This window comes from Plantactinospora sp. B5E13, from assembly GCF_039871775.1.
Classification (GTDB): domain Bacteria; phylum Actinomycetota; class Actinomycetes; order Mycobacteriales; family Micromonosporaceae; genus Plantactinospora.
Genome location: NZ_JBDPLT010000060.1, coordinates 1 through 19,363, shown reverse-complemented (window position 1 = coordinate 19,363; position 19,363 = coordinate 1). Strand labels below are relative to the sequence as shown.

12 protein-coding genes are annotated in these 19,363 nt (G+C 72.5%); 5 read left to right on the top strand and 7 right to left on the bottom strand.

Annotation, left to right across the window (positions count from 1 at the left end):
- The first annotated feature begins 140 nt into the window (after positions 1–140).
- Entirely contained in the window at positions 141–2,819 is a 2,679-nt protein-coding gene (locus tag ABGB05_RS32980; protein ID WP_347657874.1) for a hypothetical protein, read from the top strand.
- A gap of 154 nt (positions 2,820–2,973) precedes the next feature.
- On the opposite strand, the gene ABGB05_RS32975 is transcribed toward ABGB05_RS32980, so the two are convergent.
- From ABGB05_RS32975 to ABGB05_RS32965, 3 genes are all read right to left on the bottom strand, one after another.
- Positions 2,974–3,753 (bottom strand): fasciclin domain-containing protein, encoded by a 780-nt coding sequence (locus ABGB05_RS32975; RefSeq protein WP_347657873.1) that lies wholly within the window; start codon positions 3,751–3,753, stop codon positions 2,974–2,976.
- A gap of 121 nt (positions 3,754–3,874) precedes the next feature.
- Positions 3,875–6,004 (bottom strand): M14 family zinc carboxypeptidase, encoded by a 2,130-nt coding sequence (locus ABGB05_RS32970; protein WP_347657872.1) that lies wholly within the window; start codon positions 6,002–6,004, stop codon positions 3,875–3,877.
- 227 nt (positions 6,005–6,231) lie between these two features.
- Positions 6,232–7,077, bottom strand: coding sequence for a GNAT family N-acetyltransferase (locus tag ABGB05_RS32965; protein ID WP_347657871.1), 846 nt, complete (start codon positions 7,075–7,077; stop codon positions 6,232–6,234).
- A 234-nt stretch (positions 7,078–7,311) separates the two neighbouring features.
- Here ABGB05_RS32965 and gltB point away from each other — a divergent pair, with 234 nt between their 5' ends.
- Complete coding sequence (gene gltB / locus ABGB05_RS32960; RefSeq protein WP_347657903.1) at positions 7,312–12,057, top strand: glutamate synthase large subunit; 4,746 nt, start codon at positions 7,312–7,314, stop codon at positions 12,055–12,057.
- Positions 12,050–13,534, top strand: coding sequence for a glutamate synthase subunit beta (locus tag ABGB05_RS32955; RefSeq protein ID WP_347657870.1), 1,485 nt, complete (start codon positions 12,050–12,052; stop codon positions 13,532–13,534). The genes gltB and ABGB05_RS32955 overlap by 8 nt, the downstream gene beginning before the upstream one ends.
- A 194-nt stretch (positions 13,535–13,728) precedes the next feature.
- Here the strand turns inward: ABGB05_RS32955 and ABGB05_RS32950 are convergent, their stop codons facing one another.
- Positions 13,729–14,166: a GNAT family N-acetyltransferase gene (locus ABGB05_RS32950; protein WP_347657869.1), complete on the bottom strand. Its 438-nt coding sequence runs from the start codon at positions 14,164–14,166 to the stop codon at positions 13,729–13,731.
- Positions 14,167–14,440: 274 nt separating this feature from the next.
- On the opposite strand from ABGB05_RS32950, the gene ABGB05_RS32945 reads away from it, so the two are divergent.
- Positions 14,441–14,962 (top strand): DUF523 domain-containing protein, encoded by a 522-nt coding sequence (locus ABGB05_RS32945; RefSeq protein WP_347657868.1) that lies wholly within the window; start codon positions 14,441–14,443, stop codon positions 14,960–14,962.
- An 892-nt stretch (positions 14,963–15,854) separates the two neighbouring features.
- Here ABGB05_RS32945 and ABGB05_RS32940 read toward each other — a convergent pair.
- Positions 15,855–16,505, bottom strand: coding sequence for a class I SAM-dependent methyltransferase family protein (locus ABGB05_RS32940; protein ID WP_347657867.1), 651 nt, complete (start codon positions 16,503–16,505; stop codon positions 15,855–15,857).
- Positions 16,506–16,538: 33 nt separating this feature from the next.
- Positions 16,539–17,075, bottom strand: a complete 537-nt coding sequence (locus ABGB05_RS32935; protein WP_347657866.1) for a MarR family winged helix-turn-helix transcriptional regulator — start codon at positions 17,073–17,075, stop codon at positions 16,539–16,541.
- A gap of 92 nt (positions 17,076–17,167) precedes the next feature.
- Here ABGB05_RS32935 and ABGB05_RS32930 point away from each other — a divergent pair, with 92 nt between their 5' ends.
- Positions 17,168–17,575: a hypothetical protein gene (locus tag ABGB05_RS32930; protein ID WP_347657865.1), complete on the top strand. Its 408-nt coding sequence runs from the start codon at positions 17,168–17,170 to the stop codon at positions 17,573–17,575.
- Positions 17,576–17,630: 55 nt separating this feature from the next.
- Here the strand turns inward: ABGB05_RS32930 and ABGB05_RS32925 are convergent, their stop codons facing one another.
- Entirely contained in the window at positions 17,631–18,608 is a 978-nt protein-coding gene (locus ABGB05_RS32925; protein ID WP_347657864.1) for a zinc-binding alcohol dehydrogenase, read from the bottom strand.
- Between the last annotated feature and the right edge of the window lie 755 nt (positions 18,609–19,363).

The following is a 19,363-nucleotide window of genomic DNA, read 5'->3' as shown; positions in this document are numbered from 1 at the left end:
CGGTGTCCGAATCGAAGTCGACGGTCGCCCGAGCGGGTCCCGGTGTACCCCCGGTCCGCCGGGTAACCGACCGATCGGGGGGATGACCCCGCCGCCGCCCGCGACGGAGACTACCCGGGAGCGAAGGTGAGGGCTCCCAGGTGCGGCACAGCGGGTCTGACCAGCAGGTCGAGGCGGGTCGGCAGGTTTCCGCCGGTGGCGCGGCGCGGCCGCCGCTGTCCCGGGTCGACGCGTTCGAGCAGCGCTGGCAGGGCGAGTTGCGGGCGGCCGTCGCGGCGTGGACCGCCGCCGGCGGCCCGCGTGCCGACCGGTCCGTGGTGGCCGCCGGCGCGGCGGGTACCCGGTTGGCCGGGGTAGCCCGGGGTCAGCTGGAGGCGGCGGTGCTCCGGCATCCGCTGCGGGCCCGCCTCTGGGAACTGCTGCTCGTCGCCGCCTACCTCGCCGAGGGACGGCGGGCCGCCGCCGAGGTGGAACGGCGGGCCCGTGGGGTCTTCGCCGAACATCTCGGGATCGAGCCGGCCGGACGGATCTGTCTGTTGGCGGAGGCGGTACGGCTGGGCCGGCTGACGGAGAACTGGCTGGTGGATCCCGCACCGGCAGCGGTTCCGGACGTCGTCGCGCCGCCGCCGGTGACCCGCCCCCGTCCGGCGGCCCGGCTCCCGGTCCCGCTCACCGTGTTGCTCGGCCGTGACGACCTGCTCGACGCCGTCGGGCAGCGTCTGCGAGAGCACCGCCTGGTCACCCTGACCGGGACCGGCGGCGCGGGCAAGACCCGGCTGGCGGTGGCTGCGGCGGTGCGGGTCACCGGGCGCCCCGTCTGGTTCGTCGACCTCACCACGGTCGAGAGCCCGGTACGGGTGCCGCAGGCGGTCGCCGCCGCGCTCGGCGTACCGGACGTCGGGGCGGATGTCGTCGAGTCGCTGCTCGCCGACCTCGGTACGGCCGAGGCGCTGCTGGTCCTGGACAACTGCGAGCATCTGGTCGCCGGCTGTGCCGAACTTGTCGGCCGGCTGCTGGCGCACTGTCCGGGGCTGCGGGTGTTGGCCACCAGTCGGGTCGGGCTGCGGGTCCGCGGCGAGTCCCGGATCCGGGTACCCGCCCTCGGACTGCCCCCGGAGTCGACCGGGCACCGTATCGAGGCGCTCGCCGCCCACCCGGCCACCCGGCTCTTCCTCGAACGGGCCCGGCAGGTCTGCGGGCGTGACATGCCCGAGGCGAGCGCGGACGCGGTCGTCCGGCTCTGTGCCGAACTCGACGGGCTGCCGCTCGCGATCGAGTTGGCCGCGGCGCGGACCCCGCTGCTGAGCGTCGACGAGATCATCGACCGGTTGCGGGCCGACGTACGGCTGCTGCGCAGCCCGGACCCGACCGCCCCGGACCGGCACCGCAGCCTCGTTGCCGCGGTGGAGTCCAGCCTCGCCCAGCTGGACGCCGACCCCTGCCGGCTGTTCGACCGGCTCTCGATCTGCGTCGGCGGCTTCGACGTCGACGTCGCCCGGGCGCTCGGCGGGCCGGCCGCCCCGGCAGCGCTCGCCGCCCTGGTCGAGGCGTCCCTGGTCGAGCCGGTGCCGGCCGAGCCGGTCCGCTATCGGATGCTGGGGCCGATCCGGCGGCACGCCGCGGCCCGGCTGGCCGCCTCCGGTGCCGAGCCGGCGGCCCGGCACACCCTGGCCATGTACTGCCTGGAGCTGGCCCGATGTGCCGACACCCGGCTGCGTGGCGCCGACCAGGAGCGCACCCTGGCCCGGCTGCGGGCCGAGGCGGCGAACCTCCGGTCGGCGCTGACCTGGCTCGCCGAGGCTGGCGCCGCCGGGCCTGCCTACGGTGACCTGCGGCTGGCCGCCGCGCTCGGGACGTACTGGCGGTTGGAGGGCCACTACCGGGAGGGGCACGGCTGGCTGGCCACCGCCCTGGCCCGGCACCCGGGAGCCCCGGCGGCGCTGCGGGCCCGGGCCGGCACCGGCGCGGCGATGCTGGCGATGCTGCGCTGCGACTATCCGGCGGCGATCAGGCACGCGGAACTGGCCCGGGCCGCCTGCCGGACGGTCGGGGACCGCCCGGGCGAGGCCCGGGTGGAGCAGATCCTCGGCTCGGTCGCCCGCGAGCAGGCCCGCTATGCCGAGTCCGCCGCGCACCTGGCCGCCGCCGGCGCGATCTTCGCCGAGTGCGGCGACGAGTGGGGCGAGGCGCAGATCATCGAACTGCGCGGGTTCACCGCCTGGCTCGGCGGCGACCTGGACCGGGCCGACTCGCGGTTACGGGCGAGCCTGCGCCGGTACGAGGCCCTGGGCGACCCGCTCGCGGCGGCGAGCGCCCTGCTGAACCTCGGTGCGGTGGCGCTCTACCAGGGTGACGTCGACCGGGCGTCGGCGCTGCTCGACGTCGCGTTGCACCGGAACTCGGCGATGGGGTTCCCGGAGGGGGTCGGCTGGGCGCACAACCTGCGCGGGCTGGTCGAGCTGCGGGCCGGTCGTACCGGCCGGGCGGCGGTGCACCTGCGGGCGGGTCTGGCCGCGCACCGACAGGTCGGCGACCGGTGGCGGACGGCGAGTGTGTTGGAGGCGTTGGCCGAGGTGGCCCGACTCGAGGGTGATCCCGACCGGGCCGCGATGCTGCTCGGCGCGGCCGAGCGGATCCGGGACGAGATCGGGGCACCGGTGCCGGCGTGCGAGCGCGCGGACGTCGAGGCGACCCGGCAGGCGCTGCGCGCCGCGCTCGGCGACCGCTACCCGGATACCTGCCGGTGGGGCCGGGAGTTGGGTGCCGACGCGCTGGTCAGCACCGGTGAAGGCGCCCCGGCCGGCCACGCCGCCGGCTGAGCCGGCCGCTGACCGGGCCGAATCGTCGGCTGAGCCGGGGTCGCTCGGCTGAGGCATGCCGCCGGCCGGATCGGGCCGTCGAAGGGCGGCGCTGATGCCGGGGCGGCTCGGGCCGCGCGTTCGGAGGGCGGCGCCGGTGCCGCAGCGGCTCGGCTCAGTGTGCGGGTTCGCCCTCGCCAGCGGTGGTCGGCAGGTTGCCGAGTACGCCGTTGATGATGTGGATCCGGCTGCCGCCGGCGGTCCGGTAGTCGGCGCAGACCGTCTCGGCGGTGTCGCCGAACCGGGCCATCGGTTCCGCCGCCGCCCGGGTCACCGAAAGCCGGGTGCCGTCCAGCGTGGTGACGGTGCCGGCCGCGACCAGCTCCGGCAGCGGGTGCGACCCGGCGACCAGGTGCGCCCGGAGCAGGGTCCGCAGCTCGTCCCGGCGGTGGATCATCAGCTCGTCGAGGTTGTCCTCGGAGAACTTACGGCCGAACGCGTCGTCGGTCGGCGCCAGGACGGTGATCCCCTCCGGGGCGCGCAGCTCGGCCGCCAGCCCGGCCGCCCGGACCGCCGCCTCGAACCTCGTCAGCACCGGGAGCCACTGCAGGGCCACGTCGGTCGGCTCGCCGGCCAGCGACCCCGGGTTGCCGGGGTCGGTACCGGACGGCAGCGCGGCACAGAGCGGTCCGGTCACCCCGCCGTTCCCGGCCGCACCGCCGGCCGCCGCCGAACCGGCTCCACCCGCGCCGGCCGTGCCACCGGAGCCGTCCGAGCTGCAGGCGGCGGTCGCGGTCACCAGCAGCAGGGCGGCGGCGACCAGACCGAGCCGGCCGCGCGGGCGTACCCGGGGCGGGTGGTCGGGACGACCGGCGCACGTGGCCCGACCGGGCCGACCGGCGCGGCGGCCGGCCGTGGGGCCGGCGTCGGCGGGCGGAACGACAAGCTCGGACACGGCGGACCTCCCGGCGGGGAACGGACGTCGGGGCGGGGGGGGCGGGCCCGGGCCGCGCCCCCGCCCCCCCCCCCACGACGGATGGTCGTCCGGTGGCGATCAGCTCACCACCGGTACGGCGTCACAGCGCCGCGCACTGCCCCGCACGCGGACCGTGCACCGAGTTCGGCACCTCGATGTTGGTCGGCGTCGGACCGTTGCCGGTGCAGTTGAGCGGGCCGTTGACCGTGTTGCCGGCGACCAGCGGCGCGTCGGCGCCGGTGTTGCCGACCACGTTCAGCGGACCGGAGACGGTGTTGCCGACCAGCGACACCGGGCCGGTGCTGTTGGCGACCTGGACCGGGCCCCGGACCGTGCTGTCGCCGAGGAAGACCCCGGCCGCACCGGCGGCGCTGATCGGCCCGTTGAACGTCGTACCGGTGGCGACCAGGGTCGCGCCCGGCCGGACCGTGACCGGACCGTTCACCGAACCACCCGCGATGCAGGTGAAGCCGGAGACGGTCAGCGGCCCGTTGTGCCGACCGGTGCCGGTCGGGTAGACCCGCTCACCGTCGACCCACTCCTCGGCGCCCTGCGCGTCCAGCAGCAGCGGGATCAGGCCCCGCTCCGGCTGGGCCAGCGGCACGTAGTAGCCGTCGGCGGCCTTGACCACCTTCCAGCCGTGCTGGGCGATCCGCTGCGCCAGGGTGGCGCCGACCCCGCCCGGACCGTCGGTACGCGCCCCGTTGTACTGCTCCTCGGTGAGCTTGTACGCGCACGGCGGGTTGTCCAGGATCATCTCCGGCACCGGCAGGTCCTCGCGCGGTCCCGCCTCGCCCGGGTGCGGCGCCGGGTGCAGCGGGATGACCCGCGAACCCCGGAACACGATCCGACCGCTGTTGCCGGCCTGGAACTCGATCGCCTCACCCCGGGCCCGCCGGATGTCGTCGAGCTGCGCCCGGTGGTAGTCGAGGAACTGGTTGAACGTCCACAGTGCGGAGAAGGTCTTCCGGCGCCGGTTGTTTGCCGTGTTCCCCTCGTCGGGCCGGGTCGCCCCGCCGGAGCTGCGCAGCTCCAGCAGCGAGTTCACCACGTTCTTCAGGCCCAGGGTGTTGCGCAGGATGGTCTCCTCGCTCAACCCGACGCCGCTGCCGTTGGCGCAGCCGTACGGGCACGCCCACCAGCCGTCCTTGGCGCCCTCGACGTACATGTGACCCTCGATCATGTCGAGGGACTCGTCGAAGATGCCCTGCGCCACGTTCTGGTGCCGGGGCGGCAGCATCGGCAGGTCACCGGCCTGCGAGTTGCCGTACTCGTGCCCGTCGTAGCCGGCGACCGGCCGGTACTGACGGAGCATGTTGACGTACGCCGCGGTCTCCGGCTGGCGGATCAGCGAGTAGTCGCGGTTGAGGTCCTGCCCGGTCGAGTTGCCCCGGGTGTTGGCGGCCCGACCGTCGCCGTTGATGGTCGGGACGATCAGGACGGTGGTGTGCGACAGCAGGTCGACGGTCCGCTGGTCGGTGCCGAAGGCGAGCTGCCGGGCCATGATCAGGCAGGCTTCCCGGTCGCCCGGCTCGTTGCCGTGCACGTTGCAGTTGATCGCCAGTGGCGAGGTGGCGGCGACCGCCTCGGCGGTGGCCGGCGGCTTCGGGTAGCCGATGACGAGCATGTTGATCGGCCGGCCGAGCACGGTACGGCCGATCTCGACGGTCCGGACCCGCTCGCTGAGCCGGTCGACCTCGGCGGTGTACGCGTACTCGTCGACGTCGCTGGTGTACTGCGCCGCCCGGGTGGTCTCCCACTGGGTACGCAGGTTCTGGCCGGGGACGGCCGGGTCGCCCCACGGCTGCTTCGTCTGGCCGGCGACCGGCGCCGAGTACGGCTGCTCGGCGGTGCCGAACCGGGCGCGTACCCGCCACTGGAACCGGTCGCCTGGGTTGAACCCGGCGTCGGCGAAGGTCGGCGACTCGTTGTTGACCTGCCGGTTGGGGCGCCAGACGCCGACCACCACGGACGGGCCGGTGGCCACGTCGCCGGCGTCGACGGGGGTGCGTTCGATCTGGTAGTCGGTGGCACCCTCGACCGGGGTCCAGGCGACGGTCGCGTAACCGTCGGCCTGGCTGACGGTGAGCCCGGTGACCTGGTTGGGCTCGGCGGCGACGGCGGACGCCGAGGCCGGCTGACCCAGCGCGGTCGACGGTGCGGTGACCGTACCGAGAGTGGCGGCGAGGAGTGCGGAGAGAACAATGACGATGGGTCGTCCTACACGCATGCGAGCTCCGGGGGAGGGGGATTGAGCTGGGACTGCATGCGGGTCATCCTGATCGTCCTCAGCGGACGAAGCAATGATCTTGAGGATGATTTGAGGATCGGGCCACGGCGCTGAGTTGTCCCGGCGTCCCGGAGACCGACCTGTCCGGCGCCCCCGGAGGCCGCCGACCGGAGGCCGCCGACCGGTCGGGACGGGCCCCTCCCACCTCGACGAGAGGGGCTCCTTCCTCAGCCGCGGACGGGGGTGGGTTCGGCGATACAGGCGGTGCCGATCCGGCGGAAGCCGACCCGCAGGTAGACCCGGGCGATCTCCTCGCTGCCGGCGGAGAGGAAGACCAGGTCGGTGCCGTCGTCGAGCAGTTGGCGGGCGAGCGCGGCGGTGACCGCGGCGCCGAGGCCACGGCGGCGGGCCGACGGCAGGGTGGCGATGCCGGCGATCTCGGCGACGTCGTCGACCCGCAGCGCCATGCCGCTGGCGACCGCGCCCTCGGGCTGGGTCTCGATGAGCGCGGAGACCCGGTGCCCGGCGATGGTCCTGGTGCGTTCCTCGTCGAGAGCGTCGAGGGGGAGTTCGATCAGGGCGGTGTCCCGGGCGGCCGGCCCGGCGCCGCCGACCGCGGTGCCCGGAGCGGCGAATCCGACCGCGGCGACCGCCCGGCGGGCCGCGATGTCGGCGGCGAAGCCGGGTGCGGCCGGGTCGAGGATCCGCACCGGCAGGCTGGCCAGTTCGTCGGCGGACACCAGCGCCGCCGGGTCGAGCACCATCAGTGGCGCCTCCAGCACCGACAGCCCGGCGGACCGGGCCACGGCCAGCAGGTCGGGGTGGTTCTCGTGCACCCACTCGAAGGCCTCGGGCAGGCCGAGTTCGCGCTGCCGCTGCCGTACGTCGGCGACGTCGGCGGCCGACGGTGACTCCGTGGCGTCCAGCCGTGGACGGGCGTAGAATGGCCAACCCGCACCGTCCCGGACGAAGAGCACCAACCCGCCAAAGGTCTCGGTGTGGGCAACGTCACGCGGAACGGCGTCGTAGAAACGCTCCAACCGGTCGAAAAGCTCTTTTTGCGTCGACGTCACCGGGGGAGCGTACACGTGCCGGATCCCGGGCATGTGATCAATTCCGCGCCGTGTGATCGATCTGAACTGGTGGACCCGGTCGGCCCCTAACGTAAACTCAGAAGACCCGCAGGGCCGACGTCGTCCCGACCGCATGATTGAACGTGAATGACGACAGGAGCCCCGGTGGCCTTTCCGTACCCTCAGGAACCGCACCCCTCCTCGTCGGCGACCGCCGACCTCGCCTCCGCGCCCGTGACCGGCGCGCCGCCCGCGCAGGGGCTGTACGACCCCGCCACCGAGCGGGACGCCTGTGGGGTGGCATTCGTGGCCGACCTGTACGGCCGCCGCTCCCACGACGTGGTCGACAAGGGGCTCGCCGCGCTCTGCCGGCTCGACCACCGGGGCGCCCGGGGCGCCGAGCAGAACACCGGGGACGGCGCCGGGATCATGATCCAGGTGCCGGACGGATTCCTGCGCGAGGTGGTCGACTTCCCGTTGCCGCCCGCCGGGCAGTACGCCACCGGCCTGGTCTTCCTGCCCACCGACCCGGCCGACGAGGCCCGCGCCCGGACCGTGCTGGAGAAGTACGCGCTGGTCGAGGGGGCCGAGATCCTCGGCTGGCGGGACGTACCGGTGCGCGCCGACGACCTGGGTGAGACCGCGCTGGCGGCCCGCCCGACGATCCGGCAGGTCTTCCTCGCCGCTCGCCGGCTCACCGGCTCGCCGGCCGGCTCCGCCGGCACCCCGCTGACCGGCCTCGACCTGGACCGGGTCGCCTTCTGCGTCCGCAAGCAGGCCGAACGGGAGACCGCCGAGCGGGGCGTCGCCGCCTACTTCCCGTCGCTGTCCGCCCGGACCATGGTCTACAAGGGCATGCTCACCCCGGACCAGCTCCCGGAGTTCTTCCCGGACCTGACCGACCCCCGGGTGACCAGCGCGATCGCCCTGGTGCACTCCCGGTTCTCCACCAACACCTTCCCGTCCTGGCCGCTGGCGCACCCGTACCGGTTCATCGCGCACAACGGCGAGATCAACACCATCCGGGGCAACAAGAACTGGATGCAGGCCCGAGAATCGATGATGGCCAGCGGCGGTTCCGGCAAGGGCGGCGGAGCCGCCCAGCACATCCCGGGCAACCTGAAGCGGCTGTTCCCGATCTGCACCCCGGCCGCCTCCGACTCCGCCAACTTCGACGAGGTCCTCGAACTGCTGCACCTGGCGGGGCGGAGCCTGCCGCACGCGGTGCTGATGATGATCCCGGAGGCGTGGGAGAACGACCCGGACATGGCCCCGGCGAAGCGGGCCTTCTACCGGTTCCACGCCAGCCTGATGGAGCCGTGGGACGGCCCGGCGTCGGTCGCCTTCACCGACGGCTCGCTGGTCGGCGCGGTCCTCGACCGCAACGGGCTGCGGCCGGGCCGCTGGTGGCTCACCTCCGACGGCCTGGTCGTGCTCGGCAGCGAGGCCGGCGTGCTCGACCTCGACCCGGCGGGCGTGGTCGCCAAGGGCCGGCTGCAGCCGGGCCGGATGTTCCTGGTCGACACCGCCGCCGGGCGGATCATCACCGACGAGGAGATCAAGGCGGAGCTGGCCGCCGCCGCACCGTACGACGAGTGGCTGCACGCCGGCCTGATCGACCTGGCCGACCTGCCGCCCCGCGAACACATCGTCTACACCCACGACTCGGTGCAGCGCCGGCAGCAGACCTTCGGCTACACCGAGGAGGAGCTGAAGATCCTGCTCGGGCCGATGGCCCGGGCCGGTGCCGAACCGGTCGGCTCGATGGGCACCGACACCCCGATCTCGCCGCTGTCCACCCGGCCCCGGCTGCTCTACGACTACTTCCACCAGCTCTTCGCCCAGGTCACCAACCCGCCGCTGGACGCCATCCGGGAAGAGCTGGTGACCAGCCTGCAGGCGACCATCGGGCCGGAGGGCAACCTGCTGGAGCCGACCCCGGCGAGCTGTCGGCAGGTGGTGCTGCCGTACCCGGTGATCGACAACGACGAGCTGGCCAAGCTGCTCTCCATCGACGAGGATGGTGACCTGCCCGGCCTCAAGGCGGTCCGGGTCTCCGGGCTGTACCGGATCCGGGAGGGCGCGCCGGGGATCAAGGCCCGGCTCACCGAGATCTGCCGGCACGTCTCCGAGGCGATCGAGGACGGGGTACGCATCCTCGTCCTCTCCGACCGCGACTCCACCGCCGACCTGGCGCCGATCCCGTCGCTGCTGCTCACCGCCGCCGTGCACCAGCACCTGGTCCGGGAGCAGACCCGGACCCAGGTGGCGCTGATCGTCGAGACCGGCGACTGCCGCGAGGTGCACCACACCGCGCTGCTGATCGGGTACGGTGCCGCCGCGGTCAACCCGTACCTCGCCTTCGAGTCGGTCGAGGACCTGATCACCACGGGGACGCTGACCGGCATCGAACCGCGTACCGCGGTCCGCAACTACGTCAAGGCGCTCGGCAAGGGCGTACTCAAGATCATGTCGAAGATGGGAATCTCGACCGTCTCGTCGTACTGCGGCGCCCAGGTCTTCGAGGCGGTCGGACTCGACAACGGGCTGCTCCAGCGCTACTTCGCCGGCACCGCCGGCAAGATCGGCGGCATCGGGCTGGCCGAGATCCACGCCGAGGTCGCCGCCCGACACTCCCGCGCCTACCCGACCGGCGACGCCCAGCACACCCACCGGCCGCTCGAGGTCGGCGGCGAGTACCAGTGGCGCCGCGAGGGCGAGCTGCACCTGTTCAACCCGGAGACGGTCTTCCTGCTCCAGCACGCCACCCGCAGCCGCCAGTACGACGTCTTCCGCGACTACACCCGCAAGGTCGACGCGCTCGCCGAGCAGGCCGGCTCGCTGCGTGGACTGTTCCGGCTCCGCACCGGGGTCCGGCCGCCGGTCCCGCTCGACGAGGTCGAGCCGGCCAGCGAGATCGTCAAACGGTTCGCCACCGGCGCCATGTCGTACGGCTCGATCTCGGCCGAGGCGCACGAGACCCTCGCCATCGCGATGAACCGGCTCGGCGGCAAGTCCAACACCGGTGAGGGCGGCGAGACCGTCGAACGGCTCTACGACCCCACCCGGCGCTCCTCGGTCAAGCAGGTCGCCAGCGGCCGGTTCGGGGTGACCACCGAATACCTCGTCAACGCCGACGACATCCAGATCAAGATGGCCCAGGGCGCCAAGCCCGGCGAGGGCGGCCAGCTCCCCGGCAACAAGGTGTGGCCGTGGATCGCCCGCACCCGGCACGCCACCCCGGGCGTCGGACTGATCTCCCCGCCGCCGCACCACGACATCTACTCGATCGAGGACCTGGCCCAGCTCGTCCACGACCTGAAGAGCGTGAACCCGGCCGCCCGGATCCACGTCAAGCTGGTCAGCGAGGTCGGCGTCGGCACCGTCGCCGCCGGCGTCGCCAAGCTCAAAGCCGACGTCATCCTGATCTCCGGCCACGACGGCGGCACCGGCGCCTCCCCGCTGAACTCGCTCAAGCACGCCGGCACCCCGTGGGAACTGGGGCTGGCCGAGGCGCAGCAGACGCTGCTGCTCAACCGGCTCCGGGACCGGGTCACCGTGCAGGTCGACGGCCAGCTCAAGACCGGCCGGGACATCATCGTCGCCGCGCTGCTCGGCGCCGAGGAGTACGGCTTCGCCACCGCCCCGCTGATCGTCGCCGGCTGCGTGATGATGCGGGTCTGCCACCTCGACACCTGCCCGGTCGGCATCGCCACCCAGAACCCGGTGCTGCGTGAGCGCTACACCGGCCGCCCCGAGTTCGTGGAGAACTTCTTCCTCTTCCTCGCCGAGGAGGTCCGCGGCTACCTCGCCGAACTGGGCTTCCGCAGCCTCGAGGAGGCGATCGGCGCGGCCGAGCTGCTCGACTTCGTACCGGCGCTGGACCACTGGAAGGCCAAGGGAGTCGACCTGCGGCCGGTGCTGTACACGCCGGAGCTGCCGGCCGGTGCCGCCCGGCGTGGCGTACGGGCCCAGGACCACGGCCTCGACCGGTCGCTCGACAACCAGTTGCTGGCGCTGGCCGAGCCGGCGCTGCGCGACGGTGACCGGGTCCGGGCAGCGGTCGCGGTCCGCAACGAGCACCGCAGCGTCGGCGCGATGCTCGGCGGCGAGGTCGCCCGCCGGTACGGCGGCGCCGGGCTCCCCGCCGACACCATCGAGTTCGACCTGACCGGCACCGCCGGGCAGTCGTTCGGCGCCTTCCTGCCCAGCGGGGTGACCCTGCGGCTGGCCGGCGACGCCAACGACTACGTCGGCAAGGGCCTCTCCGGCGGCCGGATCGTGGTCCGGCCACACCCCGAGGCGCCGTTCGCCGGTGGCCTGGACGCCCCGCCCGGACCTAACGGCCGGGCCGAGGACCAGATCATCGCCGGCAACACCATCCTGTACGGCGCCACCGGCGGTGAACTCTTCCTGCGCGGCCGGGTCGGCGAGCGGTTCGCGGTCCGTAACTCCGGCGCGGCGGCGGTGGTCGAGGGCGTCGGCGACCACGGCTGCGAGTACATGACCGGTGGGACCGTGGTGGTGCTCGGCCAGACCGGCCGCAACTTCGCCGCCGGCATGTCCGGCGGCACGGCCTTCGTCTGGCGGCTCGACCCGCGTCGGGTGAACCCGGAGCTGGTGGACCTGGCGCCGCTCACCGACGAGGAGCGGGTCACCCTGCACGACCTGGTGCAGCGGCACTTCGCCGAGACCGACTCGTCGGTGGCGGAGGCGCTGTTGAAGCGCTGGCCGGAGGCGGTGGAGGAGTTCACCGCCGTGGTGCCGCGCGACTACAAGCGGGTGATGGAGCTGATGCGGGCCGCCGAGGCGGAGGGCCGCGACGTCGACGAGGCGGTGATGGGGACGCCGGCCGCCCCGTCCGCCGCGACCCCGGCGGCCGGCACCGCCCCGACCACGCCGACCGTTCCCGACGTGTCCGTACCCGTCCAGCCGCCGGGCGGCGAGTTGCACTCTTCCCAGGAGGTGGCCCGTGCCTGACCCGAGTGGATTCCTCAAGCACGAGCGGCGGCTGCCGGCCCGCCGTCCGGTGCCGGTCCGGATCGCCGACTGGCGCGAGGTCTACCCGTCCGCCGAGGAGGGGCTGATCCGCGAGCAGGCGACCCGCTGCATGGACTGCGGCATCCCGTTCTGCCACGACGGCTGCCCGCTCGGCAACCGGATCCCGGACTGGAACGACCTGGTCCGGACCGGTAACTGGGCGGCGGCGATCGAGGCGCTGCACGCCACCAACAACTTCCCGGAGTTCACCGGCCGGCTCTGCCCGGCCCCGTGCGAGGCCGCCTGTGTACTCGGGATCGGCGGGCGGGCCCCGGTCGCGATCAAGCAGGTCGAGGTCGAGATCGTCAACCGGGCCTTCGACCTGGACCTGGTCACCCCGCGACAGACCGCCGCGCCGTCCGGCCGCCGGGTCGCGGTGGTCGGCTCCGGCCCGGCCGGGCTCGCCGCCGCCCAGCAACTGGTCCGCGTCGGTCACGGTGTCACGGTGTACGAACGCGACGACGCGATCGGCGGTCTGCTCCGGTACGGCATCCCCGACTTCAAGCTGGAGAAGGAGCACATCGACCGGCGGCTGGCGCAGCTCACCGCCGAGGGCGTCGAGTTCCGGACCGGGGTGGACGTCGGGGTCGACGTCACCGCCGAGCAGCTCCGGGCCGAGTACGACGCGGTGCTGCTCGCCTGCGGCGCGCTCGCCGGCCGGGACACCCCGGCGACGCCGGGCCGGGCCCTGCGGGGTGTGCACCAGGCGATGGAGCACCTGGTGGCGGCGAACCGGGTGGTCGCCGGCCGGGAGGACAGCACTCCGATCGACGCCGCCGGGAAGCACGTGGTGATCATCGGTGGTGGCGACACCGCCGCCGACTGCCTCGGGGTGGCGCACCGGCAGGGTGCGGCCGGCGTACACCAGCTCGACCTCTATCCGCGACCGCCGCGCGAGCGGGACGAGGAGCGCGACCCGTGGCCGACCTGGCCGTGGATCCTGCGGGAGTACCCGGCGCATGAGGAGGGCGGCGAGCGGGTCTTCGCGGTCGCCGTCCAGGAGTTCGTCGACGACGGCACCGGCCAGGTCCGGGCGGTCCGGATCGCCGAGGTGACCGTGGAGAAGCGGGACGGTCAGCGGCTGCTGACCGTGGTCCCGGGGACCGAGCGGGAGCTGCCGGCCGACCTGGTGCTGCTCGCGATCGGGTTCGAGGGGACCGAGGAGCAGCCGCTGCTCGACCAGTTCGGGGTGGCCCGCAACCGGCGGGGCGCGGTCGACACCGACGACACCTGGCAGGCCGGGCCCGGGGTCTTCGTCGCCGGGGACATGCACCGGGGCGCGTCGCTGATCGTCTGGGCGATCGCCGAGGGTCGGGCCGCGGCCGCCGCGATCCACCGCCACCTGGGCGGGGCCGAGCCGTTGCCGGCCCCGGTCGCCCCGTCCACGCAGCCGCTGGCGGTACCCGCCCGCGCCTGACCCGGCAGCGTTCCCGCGCGACTCCACGGCCGCGGCGTCCGAAGGACGTCGCGGCCGTCGCGCGTCCGGGCGTTGCGGGTACGACGTGACCGCCGCCTCGCGCTGGTCGTGTGCTCTCACCTGGCCTGCGCAGTTGAGTGGGGTCGATTGCCGTGGTCTGCAAGCGGCGGACGACTTGCCAGGTTCCTACGGCCCTACGACGGCCGGGCCAGATATGCCGTCTTGGCTTCGGCCGAGAAACCGCAGGCTCGGTAGAAGTTGTGGACAGCTGGCTCGCGCGAGCCCGTCATCAGCATCGCCTTGTAACAGCCCGCTGCCCATGCCGCCTCGAGCGTGGCGGCCATGATCTGCCTGCCCAGGCCTGAACCTCGGAGGGATTCCTCCACGACGACGTTCTCGATGACGGCGTACGGCGATGCTGACCGACTGATGTTCGGGATCACGTTCAGGTACGTCGTAGCGACGACAGCCCCGTCAAGGTCGAACACGAAGAGATGCAGTCCCGGGGAGCTCAGGATCCGATCGAACGCTTCCGCGTCAGATCCATCATCGAGCCACGGGTCGTCAGGCTGCAGTTGCCGGTACAAGCGAAGGACGTCGGGGAAGTCGTCTGGCCGAGCCTCACGGAACACGCCCCGAGCGTACCGGCCGGGGCCTCTGCCCAGACCGGGCGACCATGGTCGGGCATCGAACCACGACTCCGAGGAGTGTGCGTTCATCGGCATGGGCGTGCACCTGACCTTGACGCACCACAACGAGCCTGTCGGGCCTGACCCGCGGTTCCGATCTGCGCGCTTGTCACCGCCTCACCGCGTACGGTGACGCCCGGTCGGTGGCAGGCGGCGGTCCGGCCCTGGGCCCCGATTCTCAGTACGTCCCGTTCGCCCGGTGATACCGTTCGGCCCCGTGCGGAAGGTACTCGTCAGCGGATGCCTGCAGGGGCGGGCCCTGCGTTACAACGCGACACATGTGCCGGTGAACTCGCTGATCTGGGATCGTTGGTCGACCGAGGGGCGCCTCGTACGGTTCTGCCCGGAGGTCGCGGTGGGGTTTCCCGTTCCTCGGCCGCCAGCCGAGATAGTCGGCGGAACCGCAGGGGACGTTCTCGCAGGTCTCGCGCGGGTTGAGGAAGCTACCGGCGCAGACGTCACCGGCCTGTTCCGGCTTGCCGCTCGACGAGCGCTGGAACGGGCAGTAGAGGCGGGAGTCGCGCTCGCGGTCCTTGTCGACGGCAGCCCCACCTGCGGCAGCAGCGTCGTCTATGACGGTTCGTTCACCGGTCGCACCGTACCGGGACGGGGAGTAGCCGCAGAGGAACTGCTGCGTCACGGCATTCCGGTGTTCCACGAAGGGCAACTTCAGCAGGCCGCGGCGATGCTCGTCGACCTGGAGCAGTCAGGGAGCGCCGACGCCGTCAGCGGTGGGTGAGTCGGCCACAGCCACGAGACGGTTGTCGCGGTGCACTGCCGCGTTCAGCATGGCACTTTGGTGAGCGCGACGTGCTCCCGGCGAATTTCGCCGACCAGGACGAATTCGGACCGGTCGACATCGCAGCAGAACGGAAGATCCTTCGACAGGTCAACGCGTTCGGGCACGGGTTGCCGTGCGTACCCACGGACATGCTCGGCGGCGCCCTCCATGATTCCCGCGACCAGGTCCGCCCGCCTCGGCTCTGCCCCCTGGAGAAGGTCGCTCAGGTATCTCGCACAGGCCTGGTCCTCGGGGGTCTGTCCGGTGCAGACGAGAGTGCACGGAGTCCCCGGCCTGGTTCGTCCCGATCCACCGAGCGGTGGCGCCGACATTCGGCGCTGACGCCGCGAGCAGCGCCGCCGGGTCCGGATACCGGAGGAGCCCGCGTGTACCGTTCGATGTCGCCTGGATCAGACGTCGGCCGTTCAGCTGTGCCGTCGACATCTCGAACGGCGAGTTCCCGAAGTCGAAGTCCGCGGGCTTGAGCCCACTGGTCTCGCCGACGAGCAGGTGGTCGGGGGTGCAGCCGCCGGAGATCTCGGCCGACCTTGGTCGACGGCGCGCAGAGTATCTCCGTTGCGCCACGCTCGAAGGCGACCGCGGCCGTCGTGAAGGCACGGATGACATCGATGACGACGACGACGGTGCCGGGCAGGACCTCTGCATCCATACCCACGATCGACACGGCACGCGATTCTTCGCCGTACGATTCTCACCTGCAAGACTATTTCCGAGACGCGACCGGCGGCACCCAGTGCTGCGGCGCCGGTACGCGGGCGTGGTGCTCCACGCGTTCCGCACCTGTGTCGGGACCAGCGCCCGAGTCGGGGGAGCAGAGCCGCAGCGGGGCTCAGCCGGCGGGCGGTTGGGTGAAGGTGAAGAGCCGCACGCCGCGGTCGAGTGGTCGGGGCGTACCGGTGAACCGGTGCACGCCCACCCCGAACCGCTCCGCCGGGTCGGAGAGCCAGCGCAACTCGAAGCCCTCCTCGGCGTACCAGTCGCAGATCTGCGGCACCATGTCGACCGGGCTGATCCGGCGGTGCCGGGTCCAGATCACCGTGCCGCCGGTGGCACAGAGTTGGGCACAGCCCGCGACGGTACGACGGATGTCGGCGTCGGAGATGTTCCCGTAGATCCCACAGGCCAGTACGAGATCCGCCGGTACGAGGCCGGCGTACTGCCCGGGCAGCGCGGCGTCGCCGGTCACCACCTCGACGTTGTCGAGTCCGGCCGTCCGGGCCGTTGTCGCGGCCTCCTCCGCGTTGCGTTCGTCCAGTTCCACCAGCCGGGCGGTGACGTCGTCCCGGCGGGGATGGTCGACCAGCACTCCGAGCAGGTCCCGGCCCTGGCCGGCGCAGATGCTGACCACCCGCAGCGGCCCCGGCGGCGCCTCGTCGAGGAACTCCCGGATCCGCTGCTGGACCACGACCAGCCGGCGGGCGAGTGTGCTGTCCGGGTCCGCGTAGTGCTCGTGCCAGGTGTTCCAGTCCCCGTTGTTCATCGTTTCCCGTTCTCTGCGCGGTGGTCGGGCAGCCTATCGCCGAGGCTGGTCGGCCGTACCGGACGGATCGTCCGCCGTGGACGGATTGGCCGGCGCTGACGGGTCGGCTCCGGACGCGGTCAGGATGTGGCGCAGGGCGTGGTCGAGGGTTTCGCGGGTGCTCGGCGCGAGGTGCCCGAAGAGCTGCCGACCCACCTGGGCGGCGATCCGCTGGCCGTCGCGTACGTGCCGGCGGCCCTGCTCGGTCAGGTGGATCGCGTGGGCGCGCCGGTCACCCGGCAGGGGACGCCGTTCGGCGAGCCGCTGCCGTTCCAGGTCGTCGACGATCCGGCCGAGCGACGACTTGTCCAGGTCGAGCAGGTCGGCGAGGCGGCGTTGGGTCAGCGGCCCGGTGCCGTTCAGCACCGCCAGCGTGGCGAAGTGCCGTTCCTCGATGCCGAGCGGTCGTAACGACTCGTTGAAGAGCTTCTGGCAGCGTCGGTGGACCGTGCTGATCAGCATCCCGGTGGCGACGTCCGGGGGCAGGAAGCCCAGGGGAGCCGGGGCGGACGGTGATCGGGCGGCGGTCATCTCTGGATTCTAGGACCCGAGACAGATACTCTCAGCCGAGACTATCTCGGATGAGAGCTTTGGGGGTTGTCGTGCCGGATGGAACGACGAACATGACCGAGACGACGGCGAGCCGAACGGACGGGAAGGGCGGGCCGGCGCCGACGGTGGTGCCGCCCCGCCGACTGCGAACGGCCGCCGTGCTGGTCTGGGTGCTGGTGGTCGAGCACGTGTTCGCGCTCGTCACCCCGCCGTACGAGCTGGGCGTCGAGCACGTCTTCCACCTCACCTTCGGGGCCGCGTACGCCTGGCTCGCGCTATGCCTGCCCACCGGTCGACGCGCCCACCGGGTACTGCTGACCGTGCTGCTCGGCATCCAGTTGGCCGGCCGGTGCGTCGTCTTTACCCTGATCCCCGACACCTGGATCAGGGCCCTGCTCGTCCTCGGCGCCCTGCTCACCATCGCTGTGCTGACACTGATCTGGCGACCCACCCGACGGGCGGGTGACCGGGTGCGCTGACCCCGGGCCGGTCCGCGCACCGCGGCCCGGCGTGGCGGCGGTGCGCGGACGGCACTCAGCGGGCGAGCACCACCTGCGACTCGTGGCGGCGGCCGGCGGCCATCTCCCGCAGCACCGTCGCCGCCTCGTCGAACGGCACCACCGCCGAGACCAGATGCTTGCGTACCAGGTCTCCGTACTCGCGGAGCAGGGTGACCGTCTCCGCCGACAGGCGGTCCCGGTCCCAGGTCGAGGCCAACCCGCGCGGCACCCGGCCGATCTGCGCGCACCGCACCGACAGCCCGTTGTGGTGGAACTCCTCACCGAGCCGCAACGCGTCCGCCCCGCCCTGGTAGAACGCGAGGTCGACCACCGTCCCCTGCGGTCGGAGCAGCCGCAGCGCCAGGTGCAGCGCGGACGCCTGACCCCGGCACTGGAAGACCACGTCGGCGCCCCGGTCGCCGGCCGCGTGCCGCCACCGGGTCTTCAACACCACCGCCGGGTCCGCACCGTCGGGGTCGAGTGTCTCCAACCCCAGCGCCTCGGCCACCGCCCGCCGCTCCGGCGTCGGGTCGAGTACGACCACCGAGGCGGCCCCGCCGAGCCGGGCGAAGAGCGCGGTCAGCAGCGCCACCACACCCGCCCCGGTCACCGCCACCCGTCGACCACGTACGCCGTCGGCGAGGTCGCGGACCGCCTGGCCGCACAGGTCGGCGGCGGCGTGCAGCAGCCCGTTGGCGCAGATCGGGCCCATGTGCGCCAGGTAGATCCCGAGCAGCGGGTCCAGGTCCTCCGGCACCGGCACCACCCGGTCGATCCGGGGATCACCCCGAAACCCGGTCCGGTGCCCGTACGTCATCGCCACCGTCGCGCCCTCGGTGACCGCCGACGTACGACTCTCCGTCACCCGCCCGACCTCCATGTGGCCGAGCCTCGTCACCGGGTACGGCGACGCCGCCCCGCCCGCCACGAACAGCCCCAGTTCGGCGTCCCAGCCCGCCGACAGGTACGGGTTCGTCCCCTTCAGGTACGACAGCTCGGTGCCGGCCGACACCCCACTGACAGCGTCTCCACCCGGAACGTCCCCCCGGTCAGCGGGGCCGCCTCCTCGTCCCGGAGCAGCACCTCACCCGGACCGGTCACCACCATGATTCCGGCAGGTCGAACGGGGACCACTCCGGCAGGTTCTTTGGGCACCAGGGGGGCCGACGGCACTAGCGGTCGTCATTCGTCGATAGGAAAGATCGGCAACTTGTTTCGGCACCATGTTTGACACGCGGGATGCCTGCTATGCCTTTCTTATTCGACTTGTTGATATCGCCGGGTTTAGGTTGATCCCGATCATATCGGGAGGCCGGGGTGTTCACGCGTGTCGAGTTGTTCGAGCGCATCCGGGCTGATCGGCGGGCAGATCCGTCGGTGTCTCAGCGAGAGTTGGCGCGCCGGCATCAGGTGTCGCGTCGTACCGTTCGGGCGGCGTTGGCGTCGGCGGTCCCCTTACGCTGGGTTACCAGCCGGCACGGTCAGCACGCGGGTTGCGGCTAGAACCGCGCACGTGATCATGCGCCGAGCCGTGCGGACCGTCATGCGAAGATCGATGCGTGGTCGGGTTTCCTGTCGTAAGGCGGTGATGAGCGCACCATGCGGGAACAGTTCCTAGTATCCCCATCGTTACCGCGTCCTAGACGAGTAGTTCCGAAGTCAGGGGTCGATGTCCAGGCATGAGGAGAGGGCATCCAAGATCATGTTGTGACGCAAGACCTGGACACCCTCTTGACCGCACTGTACGTGAAGATCGACGACAGCATC